17 protein-coding genes are annotated in these 15,838 nt (G+C 72.6%); 11 read left to right on the top strand and 6 right to left on the bottom strand.

Annotated elements, in window-relative coordinates:
* The first annotated feature begins 1 nt into the window (after position 1).
* The 9 genes from HD593_RS50865 to HD593_RS50825 all read left to right on the top strand — a co-directional run bounded on the left by HD593_RS50865 (position 2) and on the right by HD593_RS50825 (position 7,865).
* Complete coding sequence (locus HD593_RS50865; RefSeq protein ID WP_185110060.1) at positions 2-850, top strand: type II secretion system F family protein; 849 nt, start codon at positions 2-4, stop codon at positions 848-850.
* Positions 843-1,766 carry a type II secretion system F family protein gene (locus tag HD593_RS50860; protein ID WP_185110059.1) on the top strand — a complete coding sequence of 308 codons (924 nt, stop codon included), beginning with the start codon at positions 843-845 and terminating at the stop codon, positions 1,764-1,766. Before HD593_RS50865 ends, HD593_RS50860 begins: the two co-directional genes overlap by 8 nt.
* Positions 1,763-2,005 (top strand): hypothetical protein, encoded by a 243-nt coding sequence (locus HD593_RS50855; protein ID WP_185110058.1) that lies wholly within the window; start codon positions 1,763-1,765, stop codon positions 2,003-2,005. Before HD593_RS50860 ends, HD593_RS50855 begins: the two co-directional genes overlap by 4 nt.
* A 29-nt stretch (positions 2,006-2,034) precedes the next feature.
* Entirely contained in the window at positions 2,035-2,433 is a 399-nt protein-coding gene (locus tag HD593_RS50850; RefSeq protein ID WP_312904336.1) for a TadE/TadG family type IV pilus assembly protein, read from the top strand.
* Positions 2,430-2,816, top strand: a complete 387-nt coding sequence (locus HD593_RS50845; RefSeq protein ID WP_185110057.1) for a TadE/TadG family type IV pilus assembly protein — start codon at positions 2,430-2,432, stop codon at positions 2,814-2,816. Before HD593_RS50850 ends, HD593_RS50845 begins: the two co-directional genes overlap by 4 nt.
* On the top strand, positions 2,813-3,229 hold the full coding sequence (locus tag HD593_RS50840; RefSeq protein ID WP_246547178.1) for a pilus assembly protein TadG-related protein: 417 nt from the start codon (positions 2,813-2,815) through the stop codon (positions 3,227-3,229). The genes HD593_RS50845 and HD593_RS50840 overlap by 4 nt, the downstream gene beginning before the upstream one ends.
* A gap of 69 nt (positions 3,230-3,298) precedes the next feature.
* Positions 3,299-6,331 (top strand): BTAD domain-containing putative transcriptional regulator, encoded by a 3,033-nt coding sequence (locus tag HD593_RS62850; RefSeq protein WP_246547175.1) that lies wholly within the window; start codon positions 3,299-3,301, stop codon positions 6,329-6,331.
* Entirely contained in the window at positions 6,328-6,930 is a 603-nt protein-coding gene (locus tag HD593_RS50830; protein ID WP_185110056.1) for a hypothetical protein, read from the top strand. The genes HD593_RS62850 and HD593_RS50830 overlap by 4 nt, the downstream gene beginning before the upstream one ends.
* Entirely contained in the window at positions 6,927-7,865 is a 939-nt protein-coding gene (locus HD593_RS50825) for a hypothetical protein (RefSeq protein ID WP_185110055.1), read from the top strand. Before HD593_RS50830 ends, HD593_RS50825 begins: the two co-directional genes overlap by 4 nt.
* A 67-nt stretch (positions 7,866-7,932) precedes the next feature.
* On the opposite strand, the gene HD593_RS50820 is transcribed toward HD593_RS50825, so the two are convergent.
* Positions 7,933-8,364: a MarR family winged helix-turn-helix transcriptional regulator gene (locus tag HD593_RS50820; protein ID WP_185110054.1), complete on the bottom strand. Its 432-nt coding sequence runs from the start codon at positions 8,362-8,364 to the stop codon at positions 7,933-7,935.
* A gap of 90 nt (positions 8,365-8,454) precedes the next feature.
* On the opposite strand from HD593_RS50820, the gene HD593_RS50815 reads away from it, so the two are divergent.
* Positions 8,455-9,609, top strand: a complete 1,155-nt coding sequence (locus tag HD593_RS50815; protein ID WP_185110053.1) for an MFS transporter — start codon at positions 8,455-8,457, stop codon at positions 9,607-9,609.
* Between the two features lie 51 nt (positions 9,610-9,660).
* Here the strand turns inward: HD593_RS50815 and HD593_RS50810 are convergent, their stop codons facing one another.
* From HD593_RS50810 to HD593_RS50795, 4 genes are read right to left on the bottom strand one after another with little or no spacing between them, the layout of a single operon-like run.
* The gene (locus tag HD593_RS50810; RefSeq protein WP_185110052.1) at positions 9,661-10,566 is read right to left on the bottom strand and encodes a hypothetical protein; all 906 of its coding nucleotides are present in this window, start codon (positions 10,564-10,566) and stop codon (positions 9,661-9,663) included.
* Between the two features lie 4 nt (positions 10,567-10,570).
* A complete protein-coding gene (locus tag HD593_RS50805) occupies positions 10,571-11,083 on the bottom strand; it encodes a methylated-DNA--[protein]-cysteine S-methyltransferase (protein ID WP_185110051.1) in 513 nt (170 codons plus the stop codon).
* On the bottom strand, positions 11,080-12,489 hold the full coding sequence (locus HD593_RS50800) for a DNA-3-methyladenine glycosylase 2 family protein (RefSeq protein WP_185110050.1): 1,410 nt from the start codon (positions 12,487-12,489) through the stop codon (positions 11,080-11,082). Before HD593_RS50800 ends, HD593_RS50805 begins: the two co-directional genes overlap by 4 nt.
* A 58-nt stretch (positions 12,490-12,547) precedes the next feature.
* Positions 12,548-13,777, bottom strand: a complete 1,230-nt coding sequence (locus HD593_RS50795; RefSeq protein ID WP_185110049.1) for an MFS transporter — start codon at positions 13,775-13,777, stop codon at positions 12,548-12,550.
* A 60-nt stretch (positions 13,778-13,837) separates the two neighbouring features.
* On the opposite strand from HD593_RS50795, the gene HD593_RS50790 reads away from it, so the two are divergent.
* Entirely contained in the window at positions 13,838-14,854 is a 1,017-nt protein-coding gene (locus HD593_RS50790; RefSeq protein ID WP_185110048.1) for an ArsR/SmtB family transcription factor, read from the top strand.
* Here HD593_RS50790 and HD593_RS50785 read toward each other — a convergent pair.
* Positions 14,812-15,753, bottom strand: a complete 942-nt coding sequence (locus HD593_RS50785) for an NYN domain-containing protein (RefSeq protein ID WP_125632505.1) — start codon at positions 15,751-15,753, stop codon at positions 14,812-14,814. The two genes, HD593_RS50790 and HD593_RS50785, sit on opposite strands and share 43 nt — an antisense overlap.
* Between the last annotated feature and the right edge of the window lie 85 nt (positions 15,754-15,838).

Below are 15,838 nucleotides of genomic sequence, written 5' to 3'. Positions count from 1 at the left end.
CATGCCGTTCACGATCGACCCGCTGGCGCTGCTCGCCGGCGCGACCGCAGGCGGCGGCCTGTTCCTGTTCATCCTGTCCCTGTACGGCCTGCGCCCCCGCCCCACCCGCCCCAAGAGCGACCTGATCAAGGTGCTGACCACCCGCGGCGCCGTCGCGGCCGTGGCCGCCACCCTGGTCCTGATCATCACCCGCTGGCCCGTCATGGCGGCGGGCACGGTGCTGCTCGTGTTCGCCTGGCGCGGCCTGGCGGGCGGCGCCGCCGAGGAACGCGCCGCCATGCACCGCCTGGAGGGGCTGGCCGCCTGGACGGAGTCGCTGCGCGACACCATCGCCGGCGCCGCCGGCCTCGAACAGGCCATCCCCTCCTCCATCAGGGCCGCGGCGCCCACGCTCAGGCCGCACCTGCGCGCCCTCATCGACCGGCTGCACACCAGGATGGCGCTGCCGGAGGCGCTGGCCCGCTTCGCCGACGAGCTCGACGACCCCTCGGCCGACCTCGTGGTCGCCGCGCTCATCCTCAACTCCAAGCTGCGCGGCCCCGGCCTGCGCGACGTGCTCGGCGCGCTGGCCGTCTCGGCCCGCGAGGAGCTCGACATGCGCCGCCGCGTCGAGGCCGAGCGCCGCGCCACCAGGCGCAGCGTGCAGATCGTGGTCATCACGGCGCTGGCCTTCGCCGGGATCCTCGTGCTGTTCAACCCCGAGTACGTCAAGGAGTACGAGGGCTACCTCGGCCAGGCCGTCCTGGTCGTCGTGGCCGGGCTGTTCGGCGCGGGGTTCGCCTGGATGCGGCGGCTGGCCAGGTTCGACAAGCCCACGCGGCTGCTCATGGGAGGTGGGGGCGATGGTTGAGGGCGCGCTGGCGGGCGCGGCGCTCGGGCTCGGGCTGTTCGTGCTGCTGCGGGCGCTGTTCCCGGCCCGTCCCGGGCTGGTGGCGCGGCTGCTCGCGCTCGACGCCGTACGCGAGGACGCGGGCGCGCCCCGCATCCAGCTCGTGCTGCCCGACGAGGAGGTCAGCGCGTTCCGGCGCGGCCTCGGCGCCCGCCTGGCCCGCCTGTACGGCGCCCGCGGCTGGGAAGCCCGGTCGGTCAAGTCGGACCTGGCCCTGATCGGCCGCTCGTTCGAGGCGTTCCTGGCCACCAAGGTGCTGCTGGCCGCCAGCGGCCTGCTGGCGTTCCCGCTGCTGCTGGCCTGGCTGGTGCTGATGGAGTGGGGCGCCTCCCTGGCCATCCCGTTCTGGACGGCCGTGCTCGTCGCCGTCGTCTTCTTCTTCCTGCCCGACCTCCAGGTCAAGCGGGACGCGGCGGCCAAGCGGCGCGACTTCCGCCACGTCGTCGGCGCCTTCCTCGACCTGGTCTCCATGAACCTGGCCGGCGGCCGCGGCGTACCCGAGGCCCTGATGATGGCCGTCTCGGTCAGCGGCGAGCAGCCCAACTGGGCGATGGGCCGCATCCGCGACGCCCTGAGCGGCGCCAGGATCGTCGGCATCACGCCCTGGCAGGCGCTCGGCCAGCTCGGCGAGGAGATCAACGTCGACGAGCTGCGCGACCTGTCCGCCGCGCTCGGCCTGGTGGCCGACGACGGCGCCAAAGTACGGGCCTCGCTCACGGCCAGGGCCGCCACCCTGCGCCGCCGTGAGCTGGCCGAGATCGAAGGCCGGGCAGGCGAGCGCTCCCAGTCGATGCTGGTGGCCCAGCTCCTGCTCTGCGCCGGTTTCGTGATCTTTCTCAGCTACCCCGCCGCGATGAAGATGTTGGGAGTCTCATGAACCACCCCTGGATCGTCTACCTGAACGCGTACCTGGGCGAGCGGGTCCGCCGCGCCCGCACCGCGCCCACCAGGGGCGCCTCCGCCGTCGAATGGGTGATCATCACCGCGATCATCGCCGGTGTCGCGCTCGGCCTGGCCACCCTGATCAGGACCCTGGTGGAGCAGCAGCAGGCCAACCTCGAACAGAACTTCGGCGGTGACGGCGGTGGCGGCGAGGGCGGTGGCGGCACTCCGTGAGAGCCCGGCCGCCCCGGGACGAGCGCGGCGTGACGGTGATCGAGCTGGCCCTGCTCATGCCGGTCATCCTCGCGACCGTGCTGCTCATCGTGCAGGTCGCCCTCTGGTTCCACGCCCGCGAGGTGGCCGAGGCGGCGGCCAGGGAGGGGGCGCGCGTGGCGAGGGCCGCGCCGTTCGACTCAGGCGCCTGGCAGGGCGAGGCCACCGCCAAGGCCACGGAGATCATCCAGGCCGTCGGGCCCCGGCTGCTGCAGGAGGCCACCGCCACGACGTCCGAGAAGGAGCCCGACGAGCGGTTCGTCACGGTGACCGGGAGCGCCGTACAGGTGATCCCGCTGCTGCCCGAGCTGGCGTTCACGATCACCGCCACCTCGGGCGGGCCCGTCGAGTGCTTCCGCCCCGACAACGGCGGCGAGGACTGCGAATGAACGAGCGGGGTTCGATGGCCGTGGAGACCGTCATGCTGGCCCCGGTCTTCCTGCTCTTCCTCATGTTCCTGGCCGGCGCCGGGGTGCTGGTGGAGTCGCAGGGTCGGGTGAACGGGGCCGCGCGCGACGCCGCCCGCGCCGCGTCCGTGCAGCGCTCGCTCGACGACGCGGAGGCCGCCGCCGAGGCCATCACCACGAGCGTGCTGGAGGGCCGCTGCCAGTCGGCCGCGGTCTCCCTGGACGGCTCCGAGTGGGAGCAGGGCGGCCAGGTCCAGGCCGAGGTGTCGTGCGAGCTGGACCTCGCCTTCCTCGGCTTCGGCGGCACCAAGCGGATCACCGGGACGGCGGTGGTGCCGATCGAGCAGTTCAGGAGGATCGAATGAGAGCCGGCGAGCGGGGCTCCATGTCGGTGTTCACCGTGCTGTTCTCCGTCGTCGTGTTCCTGCTGGCCGGGCTGCTCGTGGACGGCGGCTCGGCGATCAACGCCCGGCTGCGCGCCGCCGACGTGGCCGAGCAGGCCGCGCGGGCCGGCGCCGACGAGCTGGACGTCGACCATCTCCGCGAGACGGGGGAGGCGCGGCTGCTCGGCGAGGCGCAGGTGTGCGCCAGGGCCGACGAGATCGTGGCCGCCCAGGGCGGCGACGACGTGAGCTCGGAGGAGTGCGCGGTCGGCCAGGGGCAGGCCCAGGTGACGGTGTCCGTGTCGGTGCGGTGGGAGGCGTTCTTCCTCAGCGCGATCGGGTTCCCCGGCTCCGAGATGACCGGCGAGGCCACCGCCGCTCCAGAAGCGAGATAGACCGAATCCCGCCACTCGATGGATGCGGGACACCAGAGGCACGACGCTGGACCGGGGAAAGGAGAGGCGATGCCGACGCGAGAGCCCGCGCGTCCACCCGGACGTCACGTTCCCGTACGCGTGCCGGCCAGGCGCAGCTTCGGCGACGTGCTCGCCGGGATCGGGGCGCTGATCGTGCTGGTGGCGCTGGTGGGCGGCGTGCCGTACGCGCTGCTCACGTACGCGGGCCCGCCGATCAGGCCCGAGCTGCTCGACCCCGGCGTGTGGACCGGCAAGGTGGGCCACAGCACGATCATGGCCGTGCTGGTGCTGATGGTGTGGGGCGCCTGGTTCCAGCTCTTCGTGTGCGTGCTGGTCGAGGTGTACGCCGGGGTCCGCCGGGTCGGCATGCCCGCCCGTGTGCCGCTCTCCGGCGGGATGCAGTTCCTCGCGAACAAGCTCGTGTCGGCGGTGCTGCTGCTGTTCACGGCGGGGGCGATGGTGGTGCCGCTGGTCAAGCCGGCTCCCACGCCCGCCGCCCCGCCGGTGACGGCGGTCGCGTACGCGGCGCCGATCGTCGAGCAGACGCTGGAGACCCCCAAGACCAAGAAGGTGTACGTGGTGCAGCCGCCGCACGGCCGGCACCACGAGAGCCTGTGGGAGATCGCGGAGAAGTGCCTGGGGGACGGCCGCCGCTATCCCGAGATCTACCGGCTCAACCAGGCCAGGGAGCAGCCGGACGGCACCCGGCTGCGGATGGCCGACCTGATCAGGCCCGGCTGGGTGCTCGACATGCCGGACGACGCCAGGAACGTCCACATCGTCCCCGCCGGCCAGCCCCGCGAGCAGACGCTGCGCGAGCACCCCGGCAGGGCGCACGTGGACCGGACCGAGCCCCGCGAGCGGGGCGAGGCCGAGCACCGCCGGCCCGGCCAGCAGGACGGCAAGCACGCCGACCGCGGAGAGGGCAGGCACGCCGACCGCGGGGAGCACGCCGAGCGGCAGGACGGCAAGCGCGCCGAGCAGGAGGACGAGACGCCGACGGACCGGCAGCCCGTCGTCATCACCGAGGCCCAGGGCGGCGACCTGACGCAGTACCTCGCCGCAGCCTCGCTGGCCGCCGCCGGGCTGCTGCTCGTGCTGGCCAGGCGGCGCAGGGAGCAGCTCTGGCGGCGGCTGTTCGGCCGCCGGATCGTCCGGCCGCGCGACGACGCCGCCCAGGCCGAGATCGCGCTGCGGCTCGGGAGCGACGCGCCGGGCGCCCGCGTCCTGGACGTGGGGCTGCGCATGCTCGGCGCCGAGCTGGCCGCCCAGCACCGCACCCCGCCCGTCGTGTACGGGGCACACCTGTCGGCCCGCTCGCTCGACCTGTGGATCCATCCGCCGGACGACGACCCGCCCGCGCCGTGGACGGCGGCGGACGGCGGCCAGATCTGGCGCCTCCCGGCCCACGAGGGCCGCCACCTGCCGGACCCCAGAACCCGACCGGTCCCAGGACCGCACCCGGACCCCGAGACCCCACGGGTCAAAGGACCGTACGCGGACCTCGGGACCCCGCCGGGTAGAGGGCCCTACTCGGACCTCGGGATTCCGCCGGGCAGGGTGCCGTACCCGGAGAGCCGGGGGTCATCCGGGGAGAGCCGGGCGTCGGCCGGGGAGGGCCGGGGGCAGGCGGGCCGGACGCCGTACCCCGACAGCCGGGCGCGGCACGGCGGGGCGCATGCGGCCGACGCCGGCGTGCGGCCGGGCGGGGCGCCGTACCCGGGGCTGGTCTCCATCGGGACGGACGCCGCCGGCCGGGTCCTGATCGACCTGGAGGCCGCGCAGGGCCTGATCAACGTGCGCGGCCCGCAGACCACCGCCGCGCTGGCCGCCCTGGCGGTCGAGCTGGCCACGAACCTGTGGTCCGACCGCATGCGCATCACGCTCGTCGGCTTCGGCGGCGAGCTGACCGCCATCGCGCCCGGCCGCGTCAGGGCGGTCGGCAGCCTGGCCGAGGTGCTGCCCGAGCTGGAGGCCGGCGCCGCCCCGCGCGGGGAGGTGTTGACGGGCCGCATCACCGGCAGCCCGCGCAGCGCCCACTACCTGCTGTCCGCGGTGGCGCCCACGCACGAGGAGGCCCGCCGCCTGGCGCTGCTGGCCCGCAGGGACACCGCCGGGTACGTGGTGGCGGGCGAGGTCCCGCACGCCACCTGGACCCTGGAGATCGGCGACGACGGCAAGGCCAGGATCGCCGAGCTGGGCTTCGAGGTGGAGGCCCAGCTCCTGCCCCGCCGCCACTACCAGGCGCTGATCGACCTGTTCCGCACCGCCGGCCGCCTGGAGGGCGAGGCGATCCCGGAGGCCGAGCCGCTGGCGGGGCTGCACCCGCCCGCCGTCGAGATCGGGATCCTCGGCCCCGTCGAGATCCTCGGCCTGCCCCCGCTGGAGGAGGGCCGGATGGAGCTGGCCACGGAGCTGCTGGTGTACCTGGCCACGCACGTGGGCGGCGTTCATCCCGTGGTGCTGGGCGGCGTGTTGTGGCCGCGCGGCGTGCAGGACATGGTCAGGGACGCCACGATCGCCAGGGTCGCCGAGTGGCTGGGGCCCGAGCACCTGCTCACCGACGAGGCGGGCCGGCTGCGCCTGGGGCCCGACGTGCGTACGGACTGGGCGCTGTTCCGCGAGCTCGTCCGCCGCTCGCGGAACGACCCCACGGCCAGGGCCGTCCTGCTGGAGAAGGCGCTCGGCCTGGTCAGAGGCCCGCTGCTGGCCGCGCGCGGCCCCGGCAGGTACGCCTGGCTGGCGGCCGACGACCTGGAGTACGACGTGACCGCGGCCGTGGCCGACGCCGCCCACCAGCTCTGCGAGCTGCGGCTCGCGCACGGCCAGCCGGACGCCGCGGTGGCCGCCGTGCGCGCCGCGCTGCTGCTGGCCCCCGACGACGAGAGCCTCTGGCGCGACCTGCTGCGGGCCACGCACGCGACGGAGGACACCGTACGCCTGCGCACCGTCGTCGAGGGCCTGACCAGGCGGGCCGGTTCGCACCCGTACGGAGGCGCGATGGCCCCCGAGACCGAGGCGTTGATCGAGGAGCTGCTGCCCACGTGGCGCATCCATGTGGTGAGGGAGTCATCGGCATGAGAAGTGCGGCGATGGTGCTGTGCCTGCTGCTCGCGGCGGGCTGCGCGGCGCAGGAGCGGCCGTACCGGCCGAAGGAGAACGCCCCGGCGGCGGCGGTGGGCACCACCCCGGCCGCGCCCGAGGAGCGGCCGTCGTCCTCCGGGCCCGAGACGATCCAGGTCGCCGACGGACTGAAGGCCCGCGTCGAGTGGCCCGCGAACCCCGACCCGCTGCTGAAGGTCATGGTCGACCAGTACGTCGGCACCCGCAAGGCCGTGGCGGAGCGGCGGCGCACGTACAAGGACGGCCTCGAGCTCGACGCCGCGGTGCAGGCCAGCGAGTGGGTGGAGTCGTTCGCCACCGAGGGGTGGTCGATGCGCGGAGTCGGGCGGCTCTACAACCTGCGGGTCAGCGCGCGGGTGGGCAAGGGCGCCCAGATCGACGCCTGTGTGGACGAATCGGGGGTCCGGATGGTCTCCACCCGTACCGGGAAGGCCGTCAGCCCCCAGCCCGAGTGGTTGCGCACACCCTACGGCCAGAGCGTGGCCGCCCGTCGCGGTGACGACGGGGTGTGGCGCATCAGGACCTACGTTCCCTCCAGAGAGAGATGCACGCGATGAAAGCCTGGCTAGCGGCCCTGCTCATGGCACCGCTGCTCCTCGACCCCATCCCTGGCCCCGGCGACAACACCACCCAGGAGAAGGAGCAGAGCGGCAACACCGTGGGCTGGCGGGGCAAACACACCAGCATCAGGGTCAGCGGCGACGTCGGCGGCAGCGGCGACGGCTACCGCATCCCGCAGCCGTGCTGGTACGAGCCCGGGCCCACCCCCGAGGAGATGCTCCGCCAGCGCAGCGAGGGCCGTGACGCGGCGAACAGGGCGCGGATCGACGAGGAGAGCCACCAGGCGTTCATCCAGCAGTTCAAGGACAAGCTCGGACAGGACGGGCGCTGGTGGCTGCCCGGGCTGAACGAGGCCGATCCCAACGGCGTGGCCTGCTGGACGAACCTGGAGCAGTTCATCTTCGTGCCCACCGGGACCACGCCGCCCTCCGGCCTGACGATCGAGCAGCTCGCGCACATCGCCCGCGCCGCGCTGACCGTGCCGGAGCCCGCCGTCAAGCTGAACCCCGACGCCAAGAGCTACGTCAACCTGCCCACCTGGGTTTGGCTCGAAGGCGTGGGCGAGCCGCGCCGCACCGTCACGGCCGAGCTGCCGGGCGTCATGAGCGTGACCCTGGTCGCGACGCTCGAGAACATCGAGATCGATCCGGGGACGACGGGTGAGCGGGCCGAGGTGACGGAGAGCGGCTGCGGCGCGGCGGGCAGGCCGTACACGAAGGGCGGGGAGTTCTCCTGCGGCGTGCGGTACCTGCGCTCGTCGATCGACCAGCCGCGCGAGACGTACACGCTCACCGTGACCACCGTGTGGCCGGTCGACATCCAGGCGCAGGGCGGCGTGGTGCCGTTCCAGTTCGACCCCGTGGAGCTGGAGACCACGCGCGACGTGCCGGTCGGCGAGATCCAGAGCAACGTCACGCCACCTGCCGGCTGAATCAGGACAGAACGCCGGCCGAGTCAGGACAGAACGGCAGCCGAGTCAGGACAGAACGGCAGCCGAGTCAGGACAGAACGGCGGCCAGCGGGGCCAGCTCGGGCTCCTGCGCCGCCTCGGCCAGCACCTCCTTCAGCACGGTGTCGTGCGTCGGCTGCGCCTGCTCCAGCAGCTCGCGCCCGGCGGGCGTGACCTCGGAGTAGATGCCCCGGCGGTCGTCCTCGCACAGGTAGCGGTGCAGCAGCCCGCGGTTCTCCAGGCGGGTCACCAGCCGCGTGGTCGCGCTCTGGCTGAGCACCACGGCCCTGGAGAGCTGCTGCATGCGCATGTGCCAGCCGTCCTGCCTGGCCAGCACGTCGAGCACGGTGTACTCGCTCACGCTCAGCCCGTGCTCCTTCTGCAGGCACTTCTCCAGCCGGTCCTCGATCTTGGCGTGCAGCGCCGCGAGGGTGCGCCAGCCCTGGGCGCGCGCCTCGACGGCGTCATCGGCGATGGGCATGTGACAGCCTCCTCGGCATGGTTGTATGGTCAGTTAGTCGGCGTGTGCAAATAATGTCCACGCTTACTAACGTCGTCTGAGGAGAATTCTATGCCTCTCGCCCTGTTCGCCCTCGCGATCAGCGCCTTCGGCATCGGAACCACGGAGTTCATCATCAACGGGCTGCTGCCCGAGCTGGCCGCGGACTTCGGCGTGACGATCCCGGCCGCGGGCCTGCTCGTCTCCGGGTACGCCCTCGGCGTGGCCGTCGGCGGGCCGCCGCTGACCATGCTCGGCGGTCGGCTGTCGCGCAAGACCATGCTGCTGGCCCTGATGGTGCTGTTCATCGCGGGCAACCTGCTGTCGGCGCTGGCCCCCTCGTACGGCGTGCTCATGGTGGGCCGCTTCCTGGCCGCCTTCGCCCACGGCGCCTACTTCGGGGTCGGCTCCGTCGTCGCCGCCGACCTGGTGGCGCCGCAGAAGCGGGCCAGCGCCATCGCCCTGATGTTCACCGGCCTGACGCTGGCCAACGTGCTCGGCGTGCCGCTGGGGACGTGGATCGGGCAGGCGTTCGGCTGGCGGGCCACGTTCTGGGTCGTGGTCGCCATCGGCGTGGCCGGCCTCGCCGGCGTCCTGGCCCTCGTCCCGCACCGGCCCCGGCCCTCCGGGGGCGGCCTGCTCAGCGAGCTCGCCACGTTCCGCAAGGCCGGCGTGTGGCTGGCCCTGGCCATGACCGTCTTCGGCTTCGCGCCCGTCTTCGCCGTCATCACGTTCATCGCGCCGATCATGACCGGCGTCGGCGGCTTCTCGCCGGGGACGGTGCCGGTGGTGATGGCCCTGTTCGGCGTCGGCCTCGTGGCCGGCAACCTGATCGGCGGCAAGCTCGCCGACCGGGCCGTCATGCCGTCCATCTACGGCTCGGTGGGCCTGCTCACGCTGCTGGCCGTCGTGGTGGCGCTCGTCTCGTCCAGCCAGATCGCCTTCATCGTCGCCATCACCCTCTTCGGCGTGGCCGCCTTCGCCACCGTCCCGCCCCTCCAGACCCGCGTCCTGGACACCGCCGCGGGCGCCCCCACGCTGGCCTCGGCCGCCAACATCGGCGCCTTCAACCTCGGCAACGCCATCGGCTCCTTCGTCGCGGGCCTGACCATCGACGCAGGCCTCGGCTACACGGCTCCCGCCTGGACGGCCGCCCTGCTGGGGTTGGTGGGGCTCGGCGTGGCCGGGGCCGCGGGGGTGCAGGCCCGGCGGCTGGTGCCTGCATAGCGTGATCAGGGCTGGTACGACGGGGTGTCGTGCCGGCCCTGATGATTTTGTTCAGCCGAACAGCTCGTCGGCGGCCTTGACCGTGATCGCCCTGTCGATCCAGGTCTCCAGTGTTGCCTGGTCGGTGCAGGTGAGTACGCGCTCCTGAGCTTCGTGTGAGATGGGGATGTCTCGTCTGCGCAGGATCCTCAGGACGGCCTTGGCCTCGCCCCTGGCCTCGCCTTTGGCCTCGCCGTACTCGACGGCCTCGCGGATGATCGGGTTCCTCATGGCGTCAGGGATACCTACGGCCACTTCGAGCTCCTTGAACATCTGGACGGCGTCGGGACCGCACAGCATGATGTATACAAGCGCAGCATAACTGCGCTGCCCCTCTAGCGGTTGCTTCTCGGCCTCGACCCATGCCCGAAGCACCTCCAGCGCCTCGTCACCTCCGAGGCTGACATGCGCGATGGTGGAGAGTGCCGCGAGCTCGGGGTTGGCCCGGGCTTGTTCCATGTCGGTGATCCTGGGCACGTCGCGCAACGCGGCGACGGACGGACGCAGCACCCACCCGGGATGCCCCATGTGTATGGGCGAGGCGCAGGTCACGGCGGTCTCCTCGGTCTGGCAGAAGACCAGAAGCATCACCGGACACTTCTCGCGAGCTCGGAGTGTGGCCATGTAGACCGGCCAGGACCATTGTTTGTGCGGGTCGTACTTCCGCTGGACCTCCAGAATGACCGATGCCACAGGCTTACCGCCTCGCCTCAGCACGACGACCGAGTCGGCCCGGAACTCCTTCGGGAGATCGGTGAAGTCGCAGTTGCCCACCAGGGCCTCGTCGAAGGCGGGAACCTCGACATCCACCCTGGCCAGTAGCGCCGTGACCAGGGACGGACGGTTTCGGACCAGCTCGATCAGGTACTCATGTTCTAATGTCGGCGACATGGCGAACACATTACCGAAAGCTGTCATTTGATTACCTGGGGTTAGCTATTCCTCCATTTTCGTGGGCAATCAGCCACTCCTTCACCGGTACGCCGTAGTAATACCCCCCATATCCCCCACCACTGGGCAACACCCGATGGCAAGGCACGAACGGCGCGATCAGGTTCTGCGCGCAGGCGGACCCCGCCGCCCGAGCCGCCGTCTTCGGCATCCCCGCCCGCTCCGCCAGCTCCGCGTAGGAAACGGTCGTCCCGGCCTTCACCTCCCGCAACGCCGCATGCAGCCGCTTTCGCGTAGGTGAGCCGGGCTGGGAGACCGGGACGGCGTCCAGCGCGTGCAGGTCGCCGTCGAAGTAGGCGCGGGTCGCCTCGGCGGCCAGGCCGAGGTCGGGGACGACCTCCAGCCCCTCGGCCTGCAGCGCGGGCGTGAGCCGGGCGAACATCTCCGTCGGGTCGGCGGTGAAGCCGGCCGCGACCAGGACGCCCTCGCGGGCGAGCAGGGCCAGCGGGCCCACCGGCGTCGGGACGAGCTGGGCAGCGATCATGATGAGCTCCAGAGGTGCAGGGCGGCGTACGCCCGCCAGGGGCGCCACCGTTCGATGTGGTCCTGGGGGATGCCCAGGGCGGCCATGCGCTTGTTCAGGACGAGGTCGCCCACGGGCCACGCGTCCGGATCGCGCAGCGCGCGCAGGGCGATGTAGCTGGCCGTCCACGGGCCGATGCCGCGGACCGCCAGCAGTTCGGCCACCGCCTCCGCCGGGTCCTGGCCGCCGTCCAGGTCGAGGTGGCCCTCCGCGAGGCGGGCGGCGAGGTCCTTGAGCGTGTCGATCCGGCGTCCGGTCAGGCCGAGGCCGGTCAGGTCGGTGTCGAGGAGGCGGGCGGGGGTGGGGAAGAGGCCACCGGGGGCGGCGGCCCTGGCGACGATGCGGCCGAGCAGCGTACGGGCGCCGGCCACCGAGATCTGCTGGCCGACGACCGCGCGCACGGCCAGCTCGAACCCGTCGAACGCCCCCGGCACCCGCAGCCCGGGCCGCGCCGAGACGAGCGGGCCGAGCGAGGTCTTGCCGAGCATCTCCGAGATGGCCTCGGGGTCGGCGTCCAGGTCGAGGAGGCGGCGGCAGCGGGCCACCACGCGGGCGAGCTGGCGGGTGTCGTCCACGGCCACGTCCAGCGCGATGTGGCCGCGCTGCGGGGTGAGCGTGATCGTCCCGCCCGGCACGGCCCTGGCGTACGAGGTGCCGTCCGCCACCTCCAGCCCGGGGATGGCCCGGGAGGCGAGGAAGGCGAAGACCCCCTCCACGTCGTACGGCTCCCGCCGGTGCAACCGCAGCCGCAGGCTCGCCGGTCCGGTGACCGTGCCGTTGGCCTGGACCGCCCGCGGCCCGGCCGTGGCGCGCAGCTCGCTCGGCGTGAACCCGTACGTCTCCCGCATCGTCGCGTTGAACTGCCGCACGCTGCCGAACCCCGCCGCGAACGCCACCTCCGTCACCGGCAGCCCCGTCTCGGTCAGCAGCTGCTTGGCCAGCAGCAGCCGCTTCGTGCGGGCCACCGCCAGCGGCCCGACCCCCAGCTCGGCCACGAACAGCCGGTGCAGGTGCCGCTCGGTGATGTGCAGCCGCTGGGCGAGCCCGGCGACGCCCTGCTCGTCGGCCGCCCCGTCGTCGATCAGCCGCAGCGCCCGCCCGACGAGGTCGCCCCGCAGGTCCCAGCCGGGGTCGCCGGGCGACAGCTCGGGCCGGCAGCGCTTGCAGGGACGGAACCCGGCGGCCTCCGCCGAGGCCGCGTGCCGGTAGAAGCGCACGTTGCGGGCCGAGGGAGTGCGGGCCGGGCAGATCGGCCGGCAGTAGATGCGCGTCGTCGTCACCGCCGTGTAGAACCGCCCGTCGAACCGGGAGTCCCTGGCGGAGACGGCCCGGTAACAGGAGTCGAAATCGAGCTCGCGTGGTGACATGTCTCCGACAGTATGCGCTCCCCAAGGGGACTGACTGGCGGAAATCAGACACCACCGTTCACGGCTCGTGGCGCAGCGGGGAACGTACGTAGGGCAGCCAGCTCAGCGCCATGATCGCGGCGCCCAGCGCCAGGGCGGCGCCCGCTCCCCACAGCTCGCCGACGGCGGCGGCGAGCAGCCCGCCCGCCCCGAGCGCGCCAGTCAGGAGCAGCCGCATCGTCGCCGTCATCCTGCCCAGCATGGCGTCCGGCGTGACCCGCTGCCGCAGGCTGACCAGCAGCACGTTGTTCAGCCCTGTACGGAACGTCAGCACGAACCAGGCCGCCGCGCTCGCCCACACCCAAGCCCCGCCCAGGCTCAGCAGCGGCACGACGAACGCCGCGGGCGTGGTGACGAGGCTCGCGAGCCACGCGGCGCGCCCGGTGCCGAGCCGGCGGCCGATGGCGTGCGCCGACGACGACCCCGCCAGCACGCCGAGCCCGCCCGCGGCCAGGTACGCGCCGAGCACCCACTCCGGCAGGCCGAGCCCCTGGACGAGAATGACAGGGAGCAGGACGGAGCAGAGGGGGAACGCCAGGTTCGCCATGGTGCCCTGGAGCAGGGCCGTGACGAGGATCGGGTTGCCGAAGAGGAACCGGACCCCTTCGGCGATCTGCCCTCCCATCGGCTCGGCCGCGGGCTCGCGCGCCGGCCGGGGGTCGGGGACGCCGCGCAGCCAGGCCGCCGACCACAGGTAGCTCAGCGCGTCCAGCAGGATCGCCACGGGCGCCCCCGCCACCTGCGCCAGCACCCCGGCCGCGCTCCGCCCCGCCACGTCCATCCCGGCCCCGGTGCCCACCAGCAGCGTGTTCGCGGCCGTCAGCCGCTCGCGGCCCACCAGCGCCGGCACGAGGCTGTACGAGGCCACGTCGAACAGCAGCGTCGCGGCCCCGGTGAGCACCGCGACGACGTACAGGTGGCCCATCGACAACCACCCGCCCCACCACGCCAGCGGGACCGACAGCAGCACCGCGGCCCGCAGCAGGTCGGTGGCGATCATCACGGGACGGCGCCTGACCCGGTCCACCCAGGCCCCGGCGGGCAGCCCGAGCAGCAGCACGGTGAGCGTTCCGAGCGCGGCGAGCAGCCCGACCTCGCCCGCGCCCGCGCCGAGTGCGGTCACGGCGAGCAGGGGCAGCGCGACGTAGCTGATCTGGGATCCGAGCTGGCTGACCGCGCCGGCCAGGAAGAGGTTGCGGAAGCCGGGGAGCCGCAGCAGCGGCGGCTCCTCCGTCACGGTCGTTGACATGACCGCCACGATGGTGAAATCTCGGCAAAGGTGCCATCGATTAAGTGAGCAGCGAATCCAATGACCCTCGACCTCGTCTTCACCGCCCACGACATCGCGAACACCCGCTTCGCGATCTCCCCGCTCGGCGAGGTCGTGGCCAGCGTTCGCGTGGTGAAGGACCCGTCCGCGCACCCGCTCCTGCGGCCCTGGGCCGAGCAGGTGCGCCGCCGGCTGGCGGACGTGGAGTGGCGGCTGCTGTCCGACCTCGTGCCGGTGCCGACGATCACGATCGCGGGCTTCACCTGCACCCCGCCGTCCACGTCCATGCCGGACCTGGCGCTCGAACTCGCCACCATGCGCGGCGCGGCCGCCCGGGTCCGCCCGGATCTGGACGAGGTGCCAGGTCCGCGCACGAAACGGGTCCAGGCGCTCTACGACGACCCGGAGAAGGGGCTGGAACGCCTGGCCGCCGAGGCCGCGGGCTACTGGGAGGCCGCGCTGGCCCCGTACTGGCCGCGGGTCAGGGCGCTGCTGGAGGGCGAGATCCTGTATCGGGCCAGGCTGCTGGCCGAGGGCGGCGCGCAGCGCATGCTGGCCGATCTGGACGAGGCCGTCACCTGGCACGACGGGACGCTGAGCATCCGGCACCGCCACGTCTCGGGGGTGCGCGCGCTGCGGGGCCGCGGGTTGCTGCTGGTGCCGAGCGTGTTCGTCTGGCCGAGGGTGTTCTCGGTGACGGTGCCGCCGTACCAGCCGACCGTGCGGTACGCGCCGCGCGGCGTGGCGACGCTCTGGGAGCGCCGCGAGCCGGAGCCGCCGCAGGCGCTGGCCGCCGTGCTGGGCAGGACCCGCGCGCGGCTGCTGGCCGAGCTCGACCAGCCGGCCTCCACCCGCGAGCTGGCCCGGCGCGCCGGCCTGTCGGAGCCGGGCGCGAACCAGCACCTCACCGCGCTGCGCAGGGCCGGCCTGTGCACGTCACACCGTACGGGGCGATACGTCCTGTACGCCCGCACCGAGATAGCCGAGGCCCTCGTGGAACGGGCATCCGGGGACTACTTGGACGAGACGCCCACCCCCAGGTCGAACTCCCGGTAGACCCGCGCCCAGAACCCGTCACGCAACCACACCCGGGCCTCCGGGTACGGCCGCAACGAGTGCCCGAGCTCCTTCTCCGCCTCGATCAGCAGCTCGGTGTCGATGACCGTGGGCAGGATGGGACCGGGAAGCAGGTCGCGGATGTTGTCGCGCCCGCGGGTCAGTATCCACTTCTGGGCGACGTGCTCGCCCACGTCCTCCACGCGCGGTCTGCTCGGCCCCAGCTTGGCGACCTGGCCGGGCTTGGCGTGCGGTTTGACGGGGGCGCGCCCGGCGAAGACCTGCGCGGGCGAGGGAGCGGCGGCGGGTGGAGTGACGGGAACGGGCTGAGGAGCACGGCTGAAAAACGGTCTTAGGAAATCGGCGCTGATCACTTCGACGGTGTCGGACTCCCACACCAGGCGTTCGGCCTGGTTGGTGCCATAGGGCGGTTCGACGCCCCACAGGTGGATGCGCACGCCGTACGCCTGCGCCGCCTCCACCGCCGGGACCATGTCCTCATCACCCGCCAGCAGGATCGTGTCAGTGACCGCATGATGCCTGGCCAGTGCCTCCAGATCGCTCCGGATCTGCGCGTCCACACCCTTCTGCTGGCCGCGGGCGTTCAGGTTGCCGAGGCGAACCTTGACCCAGGGAAGCTGAGCGATGACACGCTGGTCGACGGTAGGCACGCGATCACGGGCTGCGTCATACCAATAGATCCGCAGAAGTTCGCCCGAAATACGTTCCTCTGCATGTTTCTGTAGACTCTGGATGAGCTCATCGGCGGCCACCCGATATTCCTTGCGCTCCTTCGCGCCGAGCAGCACTTCACCTGCCGCAGCGTACAGATAACCGACATCCACTAGGACGGCGTACTTGGCTGCCACAGGATGCGGCATGAGGTCTGGGATGGCCATGTCGTCCTCCAGGCCGCGGTGTTAGTTGATCGGCCGACTATATACGCCTACTTTCTCTAGATAGTCCCAACTCCCGGGGAACTTG

The organism is Nonomuraea rubra (assembly GCF_014207985.1).
Classification (GTDB): Bacteria; Actinomycetota; Actinomycetes; order Streptosporangiales; family Streptosporangiaceae; genus Nonomuraea; species Nonomuraea rubra.
Note: the sequence above shows the minus strand (reverse complement) of the source record. Positions and strands in the feature narration are given on the sequence as shown.

Coding starts and splice junctions, on each gene's coding strand:
- HD593_RS62850 (WP_246547175.1), top strand. CDS start 3,299: ATGCCGACGCGAGAGCCCGCGCGTCCACCCGGACGTCACGTTCCCGTA.
- HD593_RS50810 (WP_185110052.1), bottom strand. CDS start 10,566: ATGACAGCTTTCGGTAATGTGTTCGCCATGTCGCCGACATTAGAACAT.
- HD593_RS50800 (WP_185110050.1), bottom strand. CDS start 12,489: ATGTCACCACGCGAGCTCGATTTCGACTCCTGTTACCGGGCCGTCTCC.
- HD593_RS50830 (WP_185110056.1), top strand. CDS start 6,328: ATGAGAAGTGCGGCGATGGTGCTGTGCCTGCTGCTCGCGGCGGGCTGC.
- HD593_RS50865 (WP_185110060.1), top strand. CDS start 2: ATGCCGTTCACGATCGACCCGCTGGCGCTGCTCGCCGGCGCGACCGCA.
- HD593_RS50805 (WP_185110051.1), bottom strand. CDS start 11,083: ATGATCGCTGCCCAGCTCGTCCCGACGCCGGTGGGCCCGCTGGCCCTG.
- HD593_RS50855 (WP_185110058.1), top strand. CDS start 1,763: ATGAACCACCCCTGGATCGTCTACCTGAACGCGTACCTGGGCGAGCGG.
- HD593_RS50840 (WP_246547178.1), top strand. CDS start 2,813: ATGAGAGCCGGCGAGCGGGGCTCCATGTCGGTGTTCACCGTGCTGTTC.
- HD593_RS50790 (WP_185110048.1), top strand. CDS start 13,838: ATGACCCTCGACCTCGTCTTCACCGCCCACGACATCGCGAACACCCGC.
- HD593_RS50795 (WP_185110049.1), bottom strand. CDS start 13,777: ATGTCAACGACCGTGACGGAGGAGCCGCCGCTGCTGCGGCTCCCCGGC.
- HD593_RS50785 (WP_125632505.1), bottom strand. CDS start 15,753: ATGGCCATCCCAGACCTCATGCCGCATCCTGTGGCAGCCAAGTACGCC.
- HD593_RS50845 (WP_185110057.1), top strand. CDS start 2,430: ATGAACGAGCGGGGTTCGATGGCCGTGGAGACCGTCATGCTGGCCCCG.
- HD593_RS50815 (WP_185110053.1), top strand. CDS start 8,455: ATGCCTCTCGCCCTGTTCGCCCTCGCGATCAGCGCCTTCGGCATCGGA.
- HD593_RS50820 (WP_185110054.1), bottom strand. CDS start 8,364: ATGCCCATCGCCGATGACGCCGTCGAGGCGCGCGCCCAGGGCTGGCGC.
- HD593_RS50825 (WP_185110055.1), top strand. CDS start 6,927: ATGAAAGCCTGGCTAGCGGCCCTGCTCATGGCACCGCTGCTCCTCGAC.
- HD593_RS50860 (WP_185110059.1), top strand. CDS start 843: ATGGTTGAGGGCGCGCTGGCGGGCGCGGCGCTCGGGCTCGGGCTGTTC.